This is a genomic window from Nonomuraea thailandensis, assembly GCF_024172165.1.
Classification (GTDB): Bacteria; Actinomycetota; Actinomycetes; order Streptosporangiales; family Streptosporangiaceae; genus Nonomuraea; species Nonomuraea thailandensis.
In genome coordinates, this window is sequence record NZ_JAMZEB010000002.1 from 2,086,862 (window position 1) to 2,103,546 (window position 16,685).

Here is a 16,685-nt window from a genome sequence, read left to right on the forward strand (position 1 = left end):
CCCGGGCTAGGAGCCGGGAGGCGGGGTGTCGAAGGCTTCGGGCACGCCGGTCAGGGCCTCGGCCTCCTTCCTGGTGTACGGGGTGCCGGGCCATTCGACGAGCAGGACGGTGGCGTCGTCGTGGAGCCGGCGCTCGTGGTAGTCGAGGTGGTGGTGGATCAGCCGCCGCAACGTCTCGGGCACCGGCAGCTCGTCCGCCTGGTGCCGGATGAGGAAGTCGGCGAACCGTTCCATGCCGAACTCCTCGCCGTGGCGGTTGCGCGCCTCGGTGATGCCGTCGGTGTAGAGCAGCAGCCGGTCCCCGGGCTGGAGCTGGGCGTGACACTCCGTCACCGGCAGGTGCAGGCCGGTGCCCGCGGGCGGCGCCGGGTCGCAGTCGAGCTCGATGGTGGCGCGCCTGCGGACGATCACGGGCGGGTGGTGGCCGCAGTTGACCCAGGCCAGCTCGCCGTTGGAGATGTCCAGGGCGGCCAGGACGCCGGTGGCGAACCGTTCGCCGCCGAACTGCCCCATGAGCGCCTCGTCGATCCGGTTCGCCGCCCGGACGAGCCCTTCTCCCTCGTGGCGGCTGTTGCGCAGAGTCGTCAGGGCGAGGTTGGCGGTCAGGCCGGCGGCGGTGTCGTGCCCCATCGCGTCGAAGATGGCCAGATGGGCGGTACACCCCTCCAGGGCGTAGTCGTACACGTCGCCGCTGACGTCGTACGCGGGCTCCATCACCGCGCTGATCACGAACCGGTCGGTGGCGAACGTGCGCTGCGGCATGAGCCGCCACTCCATCTCCGCCGACACGCTCATCCGCCTGCGCCGCACCAGCCTGGCGTAGGTGTCGCTGAGCGGCCGCTTGGAGACCACGAGCAGGGCCACCAGCCCGGCCAGGCGCTCCATGTCCCGCAGGGTTTCGGGGTCGGCTTCCGGTGCGCCGATCCGCAGGACGCCGAGCCGGTCGGTGCCGTCCACCAGCGGCACCCACCATCGGCGCGGGTCGCGTACCGAGGCGGGCAGGATCCTGCCGTGCTGGAACGCGCGGCCCGCCACCGTGCCCTCGATGCAGATCTCGCCGCTCTCGCGCGCCCCGGCCGGCGCGGGCCGGGAGATCAGCGGTGACAGCACCTCCTGCTGCAGGTCCGCCAGATAGATCACCACGTCGGACAGGCCCACCCGGGCGGCCTGCTCGGCCACCAGGCCGGGGATCTGCTCCAGGGTGGACGTGTGGCTCGCGGAGATCAGCGCGCCGAACATCGCCGCACGCGCCTCCGCCGAGCCGCTATCGTGAGCGGTCATGTACCTAACGTAACGGTCCGGGTCATCACTCGTACGGTCATATCGCCGTGCCCCCGGCTCAAGTGGTAGGGCCGGAGGCGGCGCGGGGCGGTTACGGTGGCCGCGGGAGGTTCTCATGAGGTTCTTCCGCCCGGCCGCCACGCTCGCCCTGACCGCCGCCCTCGTCCTCGGCGCCCCACCCGACGCCGCACGGGCCGACCCCGCGCCCGACGCCGCACGGGGCGACCCCGCGCCCGCCGCGTACGGCGACATCCGTGGTGGCGACACCTTCGTGGTGGAGGGCAAGGGACGCTGCACGGTGGCGTTCACCGTGCGGCGCGGCACCACCGGCGGGTTCCTCACCGCGGGGCGCTGCGGCCGGCGGGGCGACATCGCCCTGACCGGTTACGGCGGCACGCCGATCGGCGTCTTCGAAGCCTCCTCCTACCCGAACGACGACTACGCCTGGGTGTCGCTCCACCCCGGCTGGACACCGCGCGGCGCCGTGGTGGCCCACGGCGTCGAACGCCCCGTGCGCGGCTCGGCGCCCGCCGCCGTCGGCTCGCCCGTGTGCCGGGCCGGGCCGGCCACCGGCTGGCACTGCGGTACGGTCCAGCAGCGCAACGTCACCGTCACCTACCCCGAGGGCACCGTCACCGGCCTGGTGCGCACCAGTGTGTGCCCGGAGCCGGGCACGTGGGGCGCGCCGTTCCTCTCCGGCGACCAGGCGCAGGGCATCACGTCCGGCGGCACGGGCAGTTGTGCCACCGGCGGGTCCACCTACTTCCAGCCGGTGGGGGAGGCGCTGTCCGCCTACGGGCTCACGCTGATCACGGCTTGAGCAACAAGTCACGGCCTGAGCAACAAGTCACGGCCTGAGCCGCGAGTCACGGCCCGAGCCGCTGGTCACGGCCCGAGCCGCGGGGCCGGCGTCCCTTCCGCGAGGGCCTCCAGCTCGGCCACGGCCCGGTCGGTGGCCGTCTCGGCGGCGATCTCGGCGGCCATCCGCCGGGCCTCGCGCTGGTAGGAGGGCTCCTGGAGGAGGCGTTCCACCGCGCTCCAGCCACGCCCGGTGCCGGCCGCGGGCGTGGGCCGCCGCGCGGGCGATCGCCGGGACCCGGTCGATCTGCGCGGTCCACAGCACGTTCGCGTCACCCAGGCGCTCGTCCTCCTCGAAAGGGGATCCGGAGCTACGACCTGATCTCGTACACGGCGGTCGTGCCGCTCACCTCGTTGCCCACCACCAGCAGCGGGGAGCGCGTCGGGCTGTCGTGCGCGTCGATGAACAGCACCCCCTCGGGGCCGACGTCCCCGGCCGTGCCGGCCTCGACGTCGCCGGCGAAGTCGCGGGTGTTGACGTAGCCGGCCAGGCGGGGGCGGCGCGGGTCCGACAGGTCGTAGGCGACGACGCCGCCCACTCGCTCCAGGCCGGCGAACGCGTACGTGCGGCCCCGTACCTGCCCGACCGTGACGCCCTCGGGCTCGGGGCCCTTGTTGTCGCTGCGGGAGTCGAAGGAGTCGTTCTCCTCGTTGTCGGCGTTGAACCGGCCGGGCAGCTCGCGCGCGACGAGCCGCTCCAGCTCGTTGCCGGAGTCCCAGACCAGCGAGCCGTCGGCGGCGCGCACCGAGACGGACCGCCCGCCGAACGCGCGCAGCTCCGTGTACCTGCCCTCGGCGTCCTTCGGCGAGTCGGCCAGGACGGTCAGCCGGCCCAGCTCGGCGTCCTTCTTCAGCTCCACGGCGTTCGGGAACGCGGACGGCGCCAGGTCGGCGTCCTTGACCCGCACCTCGTCGCTGTGGCACTCCCAGTCGCGGCTGTCGCCCTCGTTGGCGGTCACCAGGTACGTGCGCCCGCGGTCGCGGAAGTGGGCGATCGCGTCGGGCATGTACACGCCCTTGACCGGGTGCGGGCGGATGTCGATCTTGCCGTCGCGGTCCGAGGCGTCCAGCGCGCCGGCCGGCTGCGCGTGGTCCTTGAGGCCGAGCGGCACGATGTCGCGCACCGTGGCCCTGGCCAGGTCCACGACGGCCAGCGCGTTGTTCTCCTGGAGGGTGACCCAGGCGGTGCCGCCGTCGGTGGTGATGTACTCGGGCTCCAGGTCCTGCGCCGCGCTCGCGCCCGGCCCGCTGATCCGCACGCCCTTGGCGCGCAGCGCGTCCTCCTTGCCGTTCCACGCCTGGAACCCGGCGGTGCGCACGGTGCCGCGCCGCACGTCGATCACGCTGACCGACCCCTCCGGGTCGTCCACGGCGCCGGCGCAGTACGAGGCCGCCTCGCCCTCGTTCGCCACGACGACCTGCCGCCCGTCGGCGGTGAAGGTCAGCATGTCGGGCAGCGCCCCCACCGTGACCTGCCGCTTCTTGGCGCCGGTGCGGGCGTCGAAGAACGCCACGCTGCCCGCGCCCGTCTTGCCGGCCGCCTGCTGCGCGACGGCCACCAGCCCGTCGTGCACGGCCACGCTGTTGGCGCCGGGGGTGGCGAGCGTGGTCACCTTGCGCGGGGCGCGGGGATCGCGGAGGTCGAGCACGTCCACGGTGTCCTGCTCCGCGTTGACGACGAACACGCGCCGGGTCCTCGCGTCGTACGCGGTGATCTCCGCCGCCCCGGCCCCGACGGCGCCGGCGGAGTAGCGGCCGAGCAGGGAGAGCTCGAGGCCGGACGGCTTGGTGGAGGCGGAGGCGGGAGTGAGCATGGCGAATACCGACAAACTCGCCGCTGCCAGACAAATCGGGGTCTTGATGTGCATGTGGCGGAGTGTCGTGATCTTTCATGAACGCCGGTCCAAGCCCGGATGACCGGCGGCGGCATCGGACATGAACAGCGTGGCCGCCCGCGGGCCTACCGGCCGGCGCGGCCCACGACCGTCACGGCGCCGTCGGGCTCCAGGCGCGCCAGGTCACCGGTCCGCAGCAGCGTGGCGCCGTCGCCCCACGGGTGCGGGATCCAGCGCTCGGCGGTCGGCATCGGCCGGCCGCGGTAGCCGCGGCCGATCGACGGCCCGCCGACGAGCAGCTCGCCCACCTCGCCCACCTCGACGAGCGCGCAGTGGCGGTCCACGATGTAGGCCTCGACGTTGTCGATCGGCCTGCCGACCGGCACCGTGCTGCCCAGCTCCTCGCCGCCCGTCAGCCAGTGGCAGAAGCAGCCGTGCGTCCCGGCAGCCCCGTAGTGGTTGACCACCACGCGGTCGGGGTCGGCCCGCATCCACTCCCGCAGCTCGGGGCCGAAGGCCAGCGGCTCGCCGCCCACCATGAGCTGCCTTGCCAGGCCGCCGCCCGGGACGCCGCGGGCGGTGATCACGCGCACCTGCGCGGGCGTCAGCTCCAGCAGCCCGCCCGCGGCCGTGCCCGACAGCTCCAGCAGCGCGTCGGCCGTCGCGCCGTCCGGAGCGATGACGATGGGCCAGCCGGCCAGCAGCGGGGTGAAGATCGTGGTCAGGGAGCCGGGGAGGAACAGCGAGGTGCTGAGGAAGGTGACCTCGCCCGGGTGGTGGGCGAAGGCCGTACGGCACCAGAGGGCGTGGTTGACGAGCTGCCGGTGCGTGCCCTCGACGCCCATCGGCTCGCCGTCCGAGCGGGAGGGGTAGAGGACGCAGGCCAGGCTCGCGGCCGACGCCCGGTGCGGCGTGGCCACCGGCGAGCCGGCGGAGCCGGCCCGCCGTCTCAGGTCCGACGGCGTCAGCACGGTGCCGCCGTGCCCGCGTAACCGCTCCGCCAGCTCGACGGTGGTCACGGTGACCGCGGCGCCGCAGTCGGCCAGGATCGCCCGCAGGCGCTCCGGCGGGTCGTCGCACGAGAGCGGGACGTACGCGCCGCCGGCCTCCAGCACCGCCACGATCGCCACCAGCGCCTCGACGCCGCGCGGCAGCACCACCGCGACCGGCGCCTCCGGCCCGCATCCGGCCTCCACCAGGACGCGCGCCCACGCGGCGGCGGCGTCCAGCAGCTCGCCCCGCGTCACCCGCTCCGTGCCGCACCGCGCGGCCAGCCGGTCGCGCGGCAGGTCCTGCGCCCTGATCAGCGCGGTCATGGACGTGTCGGGCACCGCGCGCAAGGGCCCGCGCAGCGCGCTGGCGCCCGTGGCCCGGCCGCCGCCCGTGCCGCCCTGCCACCCGTCGTCGAGCGGCGGGTCCTGCCACCTGGCGCCGATCTCCTCCAGGCACGCGCGCCGCGAGCCCGTGAAGCCCTTCGCGGTCCAGCCGGGCGGCAGCGGCGCCGTCACCGGCCAGGCGGACTGCCGCCCGCGGGCGTTGATCACGACCTGGAAGGTCACCTGGTCGTAGTCATCCCACAACGCGATCCTCCTGGGCATACGATGCAGCCCCCAAGGCGAGATTGCATGCCGCCACGTCGATCGACCTGGTGATTCGCGAAGAGGCCCCCGAACGCGGCAGAGATCAACAAGCGACAGGCACATGACAGCACACCGCATTGCCCCGGTCAACCCATTGAATCGTCAAGCGACCGCCTTCCTGTGCAAGGAGTTCATCTGGCCGAAACCTACGGGGGCGGCTCGCTGGGTAGAGTCCCGCCATCCTCGACAACGTTGATCCCTTCATCGGAACGGCGGCCACGGACCTGCCCCGCGCGCGCGGTCTGGCCGCCACTTGGTGGTGGCCGAAACCGCAGGTGGGCAACACCCACCCGGGCGCCACGTCACCGCTCGGCATGGTGTCCGCCTGCGCCTACTCCGGCGCCTACCCGACGGGGTACGGCAGGTACGCCAAGAACACCGAGGGCGTGCCCGAGGAGATGTTCGAGCGGCTGCAGGCCTCCGGCTTCACCCACTTCCAGCAGTCCGGCACCGGCGCCATCCGCAAGTACTACAACTACGTCCGCGTCACCCCGATGGTGCAGCCGCTCGACGTGCTCGGCGAGTCCTGGCCCCTGTACGACGAGGTCGCCAAGGCGGGTTACTACGCCGCCACCCTGGACACCGGCATCCGCTGCGAGCTCACCGTCGGCGCCAAGGTCGCCGTGCACCGCTACACCTTCCCCGAGCACAGCAGCGCCCGCGTGGTGATCGACCTGTCCTGCGGGGGCCTGGCCATCGAGCTCGGCCGGACGGTGCCGGTGCGCGCCCAGGTCGAGAGCATGGGGCACGGCCGCGCCCAGGGCACGGTGGTGATGGAGGGCGTCCCGCTGTCGGTGTACGTCGAGGTCGACAGCCCCGGCTGGCGGCAGATGCTCTGGTACGACCGCCGCCTCATCGACGGCGGCACGCGGCTCGACTTCGACAGCATCCGGCACACCACGCTGCGGCCCTTCGGCATGCTCTTCATGGGCCCGGCGGCGCCGGGGCAGGCCGTCGAGGTGCGGATGGGGTTCTCGCTGCGCGGCTGCGAGCAGGCCCGCCAGAACCTGGAGCGCGAGTGCGGGCAGGCCGGGCAGGCCTTCGACGCGGTGCTCGCCCGCACCCGCTCCCGCTGGTCCGACCACCTCGGCCGCGTGCAGGTCGACGGCGGCACGCCCGCCCGCCGCACGGTGCTGGCCACGTCCCTCTACCACGCGCTGATCAAGCCGTGCTTCGCCGACGACGAGAGCCCGTTCTGGCCGACCCCCGGCCCGTTCGCGTTCGACGTGTGCACCATGTGGGACATCTACAAGACCCAGCTCCCGCTGCTGGCCGCCATCGCCCCCGACCGGGCCGCGGGCCTGCTGGAGTCGCTGATCAGGGTCTGCGAGGAGGAGGGCAATTTCCCCATCGGCTACCGCATGTCGCGCGGCGCCGACCGGTTCTTCCGCCAGGCCAGCGCGCTCGCGCACACCGCGCTCGCCGACGCCCACGCGCTCGGCGGGACGGACCTCGACTGGAGCTGGGCGCTCGTGCACATGGTGGGCGACCTGCGCCGCGGCTACGGCGAGGACTTCTACGAGCGCGGCGTGGTGCACCCGATCACCCACACCCTCGACCTCGCCTACGCCCACCACTGCACCGCCCAGGTCGCCCGCGCGCTCAACGACGGCGGCCTGGCCGACGACCTGGAGGAGCGCGGCCGGCAGTGGCGCAACGCCTTCGACCCCGGCACGGGCCTGCTGCGCGACTCGGAGTTCTACGAGGGCGGCAAGTGGAACTACTCCTTCCGGCTGCTGCACGACATGGCCGCGCGCATCGCCCTGGCCGGCGGCGACCGCGCCTTCGCCGACCGGCTCGACCGGTTCTTCGGCTACGGCGCCGAGCCGGTGGACCGGCCCGGCCGCCGCCCGCGACCGGCGGAGATGGCCGCCGGCTACGCGCTCAACCGCTTCGAGGGCCTCAACAACGAGCCGGACATGGAGGCGCCGTGGGCCTACCACTACGCCGGCCGGCCCGACCGCACCGCCGAGGTGGTGCACGCCGCGCTGACCTGGCAGTTCGGCACCGGCCCCGGCGGCCTGCCCGGCAACGACGACTCCGGCGGCCTCAGCTCCTGGTACGTCTGGGCGTCGCTGGGGCTCTTCCCCGTCGCGGGACAGAACCTGTTCCTCGTCAACGCGCCCGCCTTCGAGCGTGCCGTGCTCAGGGCTGGCGGCAACGAGTTCGTCATCGAGACCAGCGGGCACCGCGAGACCCCCATCGGCGTGGAGGGCCTCGACCGTGACCCGCCGGCGCAGTACGTCCAGGAGGCCACGCTCAACGGCAAACCCCTGCACGCGGCGCACCTCAGCGCCACCACCGTGCACCAGGGCGGGCTGCTGCGCCTGCGGCTGGGCCCGGAGCCGTCCGCGTGGGGGCGCGGCGTCCGCCCGCCGTCCCTGTCCGACCCGTTCCCGACCCCGGAGGAAACGCGATGACTCACCTCCCCCGCCGTCTCGTCATCGTGGTCAGGGCCGACCCGGTCATCTGCGGCCACTCCGGCGAGGCACGCAACCTCGCCGAGGTCGCGCTGACCCGCGGGTTCGCCGACGTGCGGCTGCTGACCTGGCCCGTTCCGGCGCTGCGGGCGGCGGGGCTGCCGCTCAAGCCGCTGGACCGGCTGCTGCCGTACAGCGAGGGGATCACCGTGGAGCGGCCGGAGCCCGTCGGCGACTACCGGGTGCCCGACGGGCGCTACCAGGCCGGGCTCACCGGCCGGCTCGTCGAGCTGCTGGCCGAGCCGTACGCCACGGTCTGCCTGTCCATGTACCTGGCCCCGCACACGCCCGTCGTCGTGGACGCGGTCGCCGCCGCCCGCGCGGCCGGGTTCGCGCCCGCCGTGCGCACCGTCGCCAAGGCGGTCGGCTCCGACGTGACCAACGTGATCAAGTCCTGCCTGCGCGAGGGCCGGTTCGGCGCGGCGACCGTGCTGTTCACCACGTTCCTGGCCAACGACGAGGTCGTCGCCGTCTCCGACTACACCCGGCAGGAGATCGTCGCCTCGGCTGAGCAGGTGGACGCCGGCTGCGGCACCACCTTCGCCGAGCAGTGCCGGCGCCGCGTCACCGTCAGTTACCCGCCGATCGACTCCGCCGCCTTCCTCGACCTGGACCCGGAGCCGATGCGGGCCGTGCTCGACCGGCGCGGCCTGGAGCGCGACGGGTACATCCTGTTCCTGTCAAGGGTGACCAGGGCCAAGGGCATCGACGACCTGCTCGCCGCCTACCGCCGGATGCGCTGCCGGTCGCGGGTGAGGCTGGTCGTCGCCGGCACCGGGCCCATGCTGGAGCAGGCGCGGGCCATGGCGGGCGGCGACGAGCGCGTGGTCTTCCTCACCGACGTCGACGACCGCGAGAAGGCGCTGCTCATGCGGGGCTGCGCGGCGTACGTGCTGCCGACCAAGCCCGAGCCCGACTTCGTCGAGACGTTCGGCATCGCGCTGGCCGAGAAGATGCTGGCCGGCGGCGGGCCCATCGTCACCACCCCGACGGGCGGCACGCTTGAGGCGGTCGGCGACACCGCCGTCATCGTCCCGCCCGGCGACGCCGCCGCCCTGGCGCGGGCCGTGGACCGGGTGGTCCTGGAGCTGTCCGCCGCCGAGCGCCACGACCTGGAGCTGCGGGCCCGCACCCGGGCGATGGCCTTCGACCGGGCCGCCGTGTTCGACGGGCTGTTCCCCCAGGAGCCGACCGCGCTCGGCGCCGCCTGACGCCCGCCCGGCCGGCCCGCTCCGGCGACGATGGCGCAACGAGGGCGCGGCACACTGCCAGGAACGACCGGCGTCCAAGGGGGTTCGGGACGGATGACCCGGGCTCTGCGCTGCTCCACCCGGCCGCGGCTGTCCCTGCCGGGCGGCTTCGGCCTCGTCGTCGGCGACGCACCGGGTGACCCTGGGCATCCAGGAGCAGCGGGTGCTCGCCTGCCTCGCGCTCAAGCGGCCCCCCACCGGTGGCCCACCGCCGAGCCGGCCTGGCGGACCGCCTGCGGGACGGCCCGGTCGGGCGGTGCGCAGGCCGACGGGCGTATGCGCCGCCTTTCCCGGGCGAGTGGTGAGGTGAACGCGGGCGCCCGCCGGGTGCGGCTCACTACGATGCGGCCATGCTTCTCGATCTTGCGCCTTACGTCCTCATGGCCGCGTTCCTGATGATTCCCCTGGGCATCGCGTCCGCGGCTGTCACCGCCGCGGCGCTGTCCGCCCCGCGCGACCGCCACGGGCGTGTCCGCCGGGTCCACGTGGCCGGGGGATTGATCGTGTCGTTGGCCGGCGTCCTGCTGATGGTGATCAGCGCGTTGTCCGGGCGTGACGATTCGCGCCACGGCGCGATCGAATGGTTCGGGATGGTGCTGCTGGCCTTCGCCGGCGCGGGCCTGCTGGTGTCCGGGCTCGGCCCGTCCGGCTCGTGGCTGCTGGAGATGCTCGCCCGGTTCGCCGGACGGCTGCCGCTGCCCGTCCGGCTCGCGGCACGCGACCTGGCCGGTCGCCGCGTGTCCACGGCGCCGGCGGTCGCGGTGGTCACGATCGCGACCGCGTTCGGCGTCGCGCTGACGGTGGTCGCGGTCGGCATGACCGGGCAGAGCAGAGCCCACTACCTCTCCCAGGCCCGGCCCGGCACGCTGCTGGTGCACCACTTCTCGGCGGCCGACGCGGGCACCGCGCGGGAGGCGATCCAGCGGGAGTTACCCGGGGCGCCCGTCGCCCAGATCGAACGTGTCTCCGATGAGTTCCGGTACCTCCACGTGCACGCGAAGGAGTACGACCAGCCCGACGGAGTCGTCTACTGGCGCCACGTCATCGGCGACGAGAAGGTGTTGCGGTATCTCACGGGCGACCAAGCGACGCCGTATGACGAGAACACGGTCGTGGTGGTCACGAACGCCGGCGTGAAGATCGAATCGGCCGAGATCGACTACGCCGAGGACAAGAGGGACGACGACCCGTCGACGGTCAGAACGGTCCCGGCGCGCACCGCCAGGACCGTCGACCCGAAGATGCAGGCCATCTTCGTCCCCGCGAAGATCGTCCGCGACCTCGGCTACCGGCTCGAACCGGACGAGCTGATCGTCGACCCCACCCTGCGCCGGGTCTCGCCGGAGGAGCAGGAGCGGGTCGAGGGCCGGCTCAGCGGCGTGACCGCGGACACCTATGTGGAGCGCGGGTTCCAGCCGTCGATGGGCTGGACGGCCGTCGCCGTGGCGGCGTTCCTCGTCGCCGTCGGCGGCGCGCTGGCCACCGGCCGGGGAAGGACGGTGAGCCCCCGGCCGGCCGGGGTGCTCAGGCGGGTGACGGGCGGGCCGTCCGCCTTCCGGTGGTTCGCAGCCTCCCGTACGGGGCTCAGCGCGCTGTGCGGGACGGCGCTGGGTGCGGTCGCCGGAACCCCTATCGGGATGCTGGTGATCTGGCCGTTGACGATGCGCACCTCGTGGGACACCCCGGAGCGGTCGCCCTTCGAGACCCCGTGGGCACTGGTCGCGGCCATGGCCGCCGCGCTGCCCCTGCTCGCCGCCGTCCTCGGCGGGCTCCTCACCCCGGAGCGGGAGAACCCGCGGGTCAGCCCCGCAGGCCGGGCACGTCGATGACGATCACCTCCGTGTCGTCGGCCCGGCCGGGGATGCGGCCGTCGTTGCCCGGGAAGTTGTTGTCGTTGGCGACCACCACCCGGTCACCGCCCAGCGGCAACACCGACTCCACCGACTGCAGGGGGAAGGAGAACAGCGGCCCGACCCCGTACTCGCCGGGCCTGGCCGGCGTGGAGACGCCCTTCGGGTCGGCGATGCGCAGCAGGTCCACGGCGGTACGGCGGGGCAGCACCCCGTCCTGCCCGGCGGCGTCGAGGTCGGTGACGACCAGCCGCTTGACCCGGGAGGCGGGCCCCATCTCGTTGTCCCGCTCGATCAGCAGCAGCCGCCGCCCGTCGAGCACCGCCGCGTCGCCGACGAGCAGCCCGGGCTCGTCCACCCGGAAGGTCCAGGTGCGGCCGGTGTAGGCGGCCTTGCGCACGTCGAACTCGTAGACCACGCGCCGCCGCTGGTCGGGGTCGCCGCTCCTGGCGCCCTCCAGGATCGGGTACAGCGTCCAGCCGTCCGTGCTGGCCGCCATGGCCTCGAACCCGCGGCTGGCCGGCAGCGTGGGGCTCTCTCCGGCGGCCAGGTCGGGCGACTGCGGCGACCTGGTGCCGTCCGGCAGCGGGATCGGCGCCTGCAGCACCTTGCCGGTGCGGTCGGTGCGCACCAGGTACGGCCCGAACTCCTCGCCGATCCACAGGTCGCCGCGCGCGTCCCAGGCCAGCGACTCGACGTCGAAGTCGGCCCCGGTCAGCAGCCGGTCGGCGGTGCCCTGGTTGACGATGGGGAACGGCACCTTGCGGTCCGGGTCGCGGAAGCCGAGGTGCGAGCGCACCTCGATCGCGCCGGAGCGGTGGCCGGTCTCGATGACGTAGGCCCGCAGCAGGAAGTCGGCCGAGTTGCTCCTGGCGCCGAACCCGTTGTCCGGCATGGCGAGCAGGCGGCTGGCGGAGCGGGAGCGCGGCGTGGCCGGGATCACGGCGGAGAAGCCGGGGATCGGCTGGCCGGCGAACGGCGGCGTGACCCCGTTGACGGTGGCCGGCGGGAGCTGCGTGCCCGACGCGGGGCCGGGCTGGTAGTCGGTGGCGGGCAGCAGCGCCCGCGCCGACAGCCGGGCCTCGTCCGGCAGGCGGACGCTCAGCGCGTACAGGCGGGTGGTCTGCGCCGCGTTGTTGTTGTCGTCGGAGACGAGGTGGAGCGTGCGGCGGTCACCGGACAGGCGCCCGCCCAGGGCCATGCCCTCGATGTTGTCCAGCAGCGGGTTGGGCTGCGGCTGCTCGGCGGTGGCGCCGGACGGCGGGCAGTCGGCGAGGTCGGCGAGCAGGTGCTTGCCGAGCCAGGAGCGCTGGTCGGTGAGGGCGGACAGGGACTCGACGCCGGACACGTCGGCGGCGCCGGTGGCGGAGACCCGGTAGACCCGCACGGTGTTGCCCACCCCGGCGGTGAAGCCGCGCTCCAGCGACAGCAGTTGCCCGTCGGCCGGCGCCACCAGCTCCACGAGCCCGAGCCCCGGGTCGGTGCGGTAGGCGTGCTGGGCGGCGGGTGTGTAGGAGCCGCCCGCCCTGCCCTCGTAGCGCAGGATCCGCTGCAGGCCGCGGCCCTCGGCGTCGCGGCCGTCGGCCGACAGCGGTCCCTCCATGCCGGCGTACAGCACGCGGCCGTCGGGCGTGGCGGTCAGCGCCTCGAAGGTCTGGTTGGTGGTGGCCTGGCCGGCCGGGGCCACCCGGAAGCGCTCCGGCACCTGCAACTCGGCGACCTGGCGGCCGTCGGAGAGCCGGAAGCGCCGGATCGACGGCTCGGTCTCCGAACTCGCCAGCACGCTGCGCCCGCCGCGCTCGGCGACGAGCCCCTCGCCGTCGAAGTCGGCCCCCGTGTACGGCGTGCCGTCCGCCCGCCGCAGCGTCGTCATGCCGCGGATCCCGGCCGACAGGCCCTTGCCCCGGCCGGCGGAGAGCTCGACGTCGTACAGGCGGGCGGGGGTGGTGCCGACGTTGTCCACCAGCGCCAGCGCCCGCGACGAGCGGGTGGGCGCGAGGGCGGACAGGCCGCCGACGGCCGTGCCCTCGAACGTCGTCTTGTCCAGGCTGTCGGTGAAGCCGAGCAGGGAGACGTCGGCCGAGCAGCGGGCGCCGGGCGGGGAATGCTCTGACGTCGCCGCGCCGGCCGCGGGGACGGCCGCGCCCAGCAGGGCGAGGGCCGCCGCGGCCGCGATGGCCCGCGCGGGCCGCCGGGTGCTGCGCACAAGTACCTCCGGAGGTCTGGAAGGGTTCCCGGATGATCGAAGTCCGCGCAGCCCGCCAGTGCAGAACCGGGCCTCGAACTTCTCGTGAACAGCTGCTGTATCCGTGTCGGTGCCCGGAGTCCTCGCGTGACGATCCGGTGACAAGGGCTTTCCGCCGCTATGTGACCGGTCACACACCTGGTAGGACTCCCATGCACCGACCCCGGCTACCGCGGCCACCACGAGCACTACCGCGCCCTGGAACGCGAGCTCGGCATCGGCCCGCTGCCCGTCAACATCGACGAGTACGGCAACCGGCGCGACATGTCCGTCCCCGGCCAGCTCATCCAGTGGATCTCCATGTTCGAGGACACCAAGGTCGACGCCGACCTGGCGTACTGGACCCACGCCGGCGACCTCGACGACCACGGCGTGCGCACCCGCCAGGCCAACGGCGGCTGGTGGCTGCTCAAATGGTACGCCGACCTCACCGGGAGACCGTCCGGCGGCCCCGCCATCGCCCTCGGCGGCGGCGCCCGCGCGACGTTCTTCGTCGCCGCAGGCGAGGACGGCTACCACGACCTGACCCTGTCCTACCGTTCCGACAGGGCGGGCGACCTCGACGTGCGCGAGGTCGGGCGGGCGGTCCCCGGCGTGCGGGCGGCGCGGCCAGGTGACGGCGCCTCACGCCTGCGGGTGCACCTTCCGGCCGGGATCTCGAAGGTGGAGGTCGGCGGCCCAGCCGGGCTGCGCCTGCGCGAGCCGGCCACCGTACACCCCGCTCACCCTCACCACCGCGGACGGCGCCCTTCGCCCTCGGCAACGCCGCCGCCTTCGGGCCCGACGTGGACCGGCTGGAGCTCGCCCGGTTCGTGCTCGACGTGGGCAACCAGGCGTAGGCACGACGCGGCCCGCCTCCCCGGCGGGCCGTCTTGCGTAGGCTGGGCCATCGGAACACCTCGCCGCACGGCCGAGGACCCGCGACGCCCTGTGGGGCGGGCCGTCGCGGGCTGCGCGAAGTCCCCGGTGCGGTGAACGACGATGACCAGCAGGATGACCCGGGTCGAGCAGGTCAGCGCGACCCGGGAGGCGCTCCTGGCCGCCGCCGAGCGGCTGTTCGCCGAGCGCGGGGTGCACGCCGTCGGCAACCGGCAGATCAGCGAGGCCGCGGGCCAGGGCAACAACGCCGCCGTCACCTACCACTTCGGCGCCAAGGCCGACCTGATCCGCGCCATCGCCCGCAAGCACGCCGAGCAGATGGAGGGCATCCGCACCCGCATGATGGCCGGCATCGACGGCTCCACCGACCTGCGCGACTGGGTCGCCTGCCTGGTCCGCCCGCTCACCGAGCACCTGGAGAGCCTCGGCAGCCCCACCTGGTACGCCCGCTTCACCGCCCAGGTCATGGCCGACCCCGCGCTCAACGCCATCATGGTCGACGAGGCCCTGACCGCCGCCCCGGTGCTGCGGCTCTTCCGCCACGGCCTGGCCCGCTGCCTGCCCGGCCTGCCGGACGGCGTCCGCGTCGAGCGCGGCGTCATGGCCCGCCACCTCGTCGTGCAGATGTGCGCCGAGCGCGAACGAGCCCTGGCCGCCCACGCCCCCACCTCCCGCCCCACCTGGTCCGCCACCGCCGACGGCCTGATCGACGCGATCGTCGCGATCTGGCAGGCGCCCGTTTCCGGCGCATCGTGAATTCGTGCTTTCCAGCCCGTCGCCGTGGCAGACTTCTCCGCCGTGATCGACAATTATTGAAAGGCGGAAAATGCGACCGGATTCATGGCGATTAGTCAGCGTCGTGTTGGCCTTGCTGCCGACGATGTTCTCCCCGTGCGGCTGGGCCGTGACCACGCCGGGCAGTTGCCGGATCACCAGCTCAGAGGCCGGTATGGGGTTCAGCGTCCTCGTCGCGGAGGTGTTCGACGGGAGCCCGGTGCCGGAGGTCGCCGACTCCCTGTTGCTGATATTCGCCATTCCCGCGCTGCTCGTGGCGCTGACGGGCAAATGGCGTGGACGCCGGTTCAACCGGGTGGCGATCGGGGTGCTGATCGCGGGCGGATCGGTGAACGTCCTGGCCAACGCTCTCGGCAGGGTGCTGGGGGACGAGATCATCCGCCTCCTGCTCTTCGGCGATCCCCTGGACGGCGCGGTGCGGCTGCCGTCCATCTGGCTCGGCCTCGCCCTCCTCACCGCCGCCTACGCCCTGCGCCGGGCCGCGCAGCCCGCGGTCGCCGACGCCCCATCCCCATCCTCATCCCCATCCCTGCCTCCGCTCGTCGCCGAGGAGCCACGATGATCGCCAGAATCTGGCACGCGACCGCCACCCCGGACGGCGCCGACGCCTACCAGCGCCACTTCACCGGCGCCGTCCTCCCCGAGCTGCGCAGGACCGACGGGCATCGAGGCGCGTACGTGCTCCAGCGGGTCACCGACGACCACGTCGAGCTGCAGGTCATCACCCTCTGGGAGTCCCTCGGCGCGATCAGGGGCTTCGCAGGGGACGATCTCGGCACGGCGGTCGTCGAGCCTGAGGCCCGGGCCGTCCTGCTGTCCTACGACACCACCGTCACGCACCACGACGTCCTCACGGCCACCGGAGGCTGAGCCGCCCCCGCGCGGTCGGGGTGGTCCGGCGCGCGTGAGATGCTGCCAGGATGACCTCGACTGAACAGGCCGAGCCGGCCCCCCGCCGCAGGCGGGGCCGTCCAGGCCATGACCAGTCGGCGATCCTGCGCGCCGCCGTCGAGCTGTTCAACCGGCGCGGGTACGACGCCACGAGCATGGGCGACCTGGCCAAGGAGCTCGGGCTGACCAAGCCGGCCATCTACCACCACGTCACCGGCAAGGAGCAACTGCTCGGCCAGGCGCTCGACGACGCCCTCGACGAGCTCACCTCCGTCGTGACCGAGGCGTCGCGCGAGCAGCCGGGGACCGGGGCGTACCAGCGGCTGCGCGAGGTGGTGCGGCGCAGCGTGGAGGTGCTCATCGCGCACCAGCCGTCCGTCACGCTGCTGCTGAGGGTGCGCGGCAACAGCGAGATCGAACTGGCCGCGCTGGAACGGCGGCGCTGGCTCGACGACCGGCTGGCCGCGCTCGTGGCGGACGCCGTCGCCGAGGGCGCGCTGCGCGACGACGTGCCGCCCGCGCTGGTGAGCCGGCTGCTGTTCGGCATGGTGAACTCGCTGGTGGAGTGGTACCGGCCGGACGGGGCGTACGACCAGGCGATGGTGGCCGACGCGATCACCTCCATCGCCTTCGACGGCCTCGCCCGTCACGAGCCCTGACCCGTCACGAGCCCTGACCCGC

At 73.8% G+C, this 16,685-nt stretch carries 14 protein-coding genes; 9 read left to right on the forward strand and 5 right to left on the reverse strand.

Annotation, left to right across the window (positions count from 1 at the left end):
* Positions 1-6 precede the first annotated feature (6 nt).
* Positions 7-1,281 (reverse strand): PP2C family protein-serine/threonine phosphatase, encoded by a 1,275-nt coding sequence (locus HD597_RS13560; protein ID WP_253742384.1) that lies wholly within the window; start codon positions 1,279-1,281, stop codon positions 7-9.
* Positions 1,282-1,396: 115 nt separating this feature from the next.
* Between HD597_RS13560 and HD597_RS13565 the strand changes: the two genes are divergently transcribed.
* Positions 1,397-2,101 carry a S1 family peptidase gene (locus HD597_RS13565; protein WP_253742385.1) on the forward strand — a complete coding sequence of 235 codons (705 nt, stop codon included), beginning with the start codon at positions 1,397-1,399 and terminating at the stop codon, positions 2,099-2,101.
* 65 nt (positions 2,102-2,166) lie between these two features.
* Here the strand turns inward: HD597_RS13565 and HD597_RS13570 are convergent, their stop codons facing one another.
* From HD597_RS13570 to HD597_RS13580, 3 genes are all read right to left on the reverse strand, one after another.
* Positions 2,167-2,313 (reverse strand): hypothetical protein, encoded by a 147-nt coding sequence (locus HD597_RS13570; RefSeq protein ID WP_253742386.1) that lies wholly within the window; start codon positions 2,311-2,313, stop codon positions 2,167-2,169.
* A 137-nt stretch (positions 2,314-2,450) separates the two neighbouring features.
* The gene (locus HD597_RS13575; protein ID WP_253742387.1) at positions 2,451-4,007 is read right to left on the reverse strand and encodes a choice-of-anchor I family protein; all 1,557 of its coding nucleotides are present in this window, start codon (positions 4,005-4,007) and stop codon (positions 2,451-2,453) included.
* A gap of 92 nt (positions 4,008-4,099) precedes the next feature.
* On the reverse strand, positions 4,100-5,554 hold the full coding sequence (locus tag HD597_RS13580) for an AMP-binding protein (RefSeq protein WP_253742388.1): 1,455 nt from the start codon (positions 5,552-5,554) through the stop codon (positions 4,100-4,102).
* A gap of 263 nt (positions 5,555-5,817) precedes the next feature.
* Between HD597_RS13580 and HD597_RS13585 the strand changes: the two genes are divergently transcribed.
* The 3 genes from HD597_RS13585 to HD597_RS13595 all read left to right on the forward strand — a co-directional run bounded on the left by HD597_RS13585 (position 5,818) and on the right by HD597_RS13595 (position 11,173).
* Positions 5,818-8,034 (forward strand): glycoside hydrolase domain-containing protein, encoded by a 2,217-nt coding sequence (locus tag HD597_RS13585; protein ID WP_308210963.1) that lies wholly within the window; start codon positions 5,818-5,820, stop codon positions 8,032-8,034.
* On the forward strand, positions 8,031-9,305 hold the full coding sequence (locus HD597_RS13590) for a glycosyltransferase (RefSeq protein ID WP_253742389.1): 1,275 nt from the start codon (positions 8,031-8,033) through the stop codon (positions 9,303-9,305). The genes HD597_RS13585 and HD597_RS13590 overlap by 4 nt, the downstream gene beginning before the upstream one ends.
* A gap of 389 nt (positions 9,306-9,694) precedes the next feature.
* On the forward strand, positions 9,695-11,173 hold the full coding sequence (locus tag HD597_RS13595; protein ID WP_253742390.1) for a hypothetical protein: 1,479 nt from the start codon (positions 9,695-9,697) through the stop codon (positions 11,171-11,173).
* On the opposite strand, the gene HD597_RS13600 is transcribed toward HD597_RS13595, so the two are convergent.
* Positions 11,145-13,400: an esterase-like activity of phytase family protein gene (locus tag HD597_RS13600; protein ID WP_253742391.1), complete on the reverse strand. Its 2,256-nt coding sequence runs from the start codon at positions 13,398-13,400 to the stop codon at positions 11,145-11,147. The two genes, HD597_RS13595 and HD597_RS13600, sit on opposite strands and share 29 nt — an antisense overlap.
* A 303-nt stretch (positions 13,401-13,703) precedes the next feature.
* On the opposite strand from HD597_RS13600, the gene HD597_RS13605 reads away from it, so the two are divergent.
* The 5 genes from HD597_RS13605 (at position 13,704) to HD597_RS13625 (ending at position 16,663) form a co-directional block, all read left to right on the forward strand.
* Complete coding sequence (locus tag HD597_RS13605) at positions 13,704-14,414, forward strand: hypothetical protein (protein ID WP_253742392.1); 711 nt, start codon at positions 13,704-13,706, stop codon at positions 14,412-14,414.
* A gap of 6 nt (positions 14,415-14,420) precedes the next feature.
* On the forward strand, positions 14,421-15,074 hold the full coding sequence (locus HD597_RS13610; protein WP_253742393.1) for a TetR/AcrR family transcriptional regulator: 654 nt from the start codon (positions 14,421-14,423) through the stop codon (positions 15,072-15,074).
* A 103-nt stretch (positions 15,075-15,177) separates the two neighbouring features.
* On the forward strand, positions 15,178-15,675 hold the full coding sequence (locus HD597_RS13615) for a hypothetical protein (RefSeq protein ID WP_253742394.1): 498 nt from the start codon (positions 15,178-15,180) through the stop codon (positions 15,673-15,675).
* Positions 15,672-15,983: an antibiotic biosynthesis monooxygenase family protein gene (locus HD597_RS13620; protein WP_253742395.1), complete on the forward strand. Its 312-nt coding sequence runs from the start codon at positions 15,672-15,674 to the stop codon at positions 15,981-15,983. Before HD597_RS13615 ends, HD597_RS13620 begins: the two co-directional genes overlap by 4 nt.
* A gap of 50 nt (positions 15,984-16,033) precedes the next feature.
* Positions 16,034-16,663, forward strand: coding sequence for a TetR/AcrR family transcriptional regulator (locus HD597_RS13625; protein ID WP_253742396.1), 630 nt, complete (start codon positions 16,034-16,036; stop codon positions 16,661-16,663).
* The last annotated feature ends 22 nt before the right edge of the window (positions 16,664-16,685 follow it).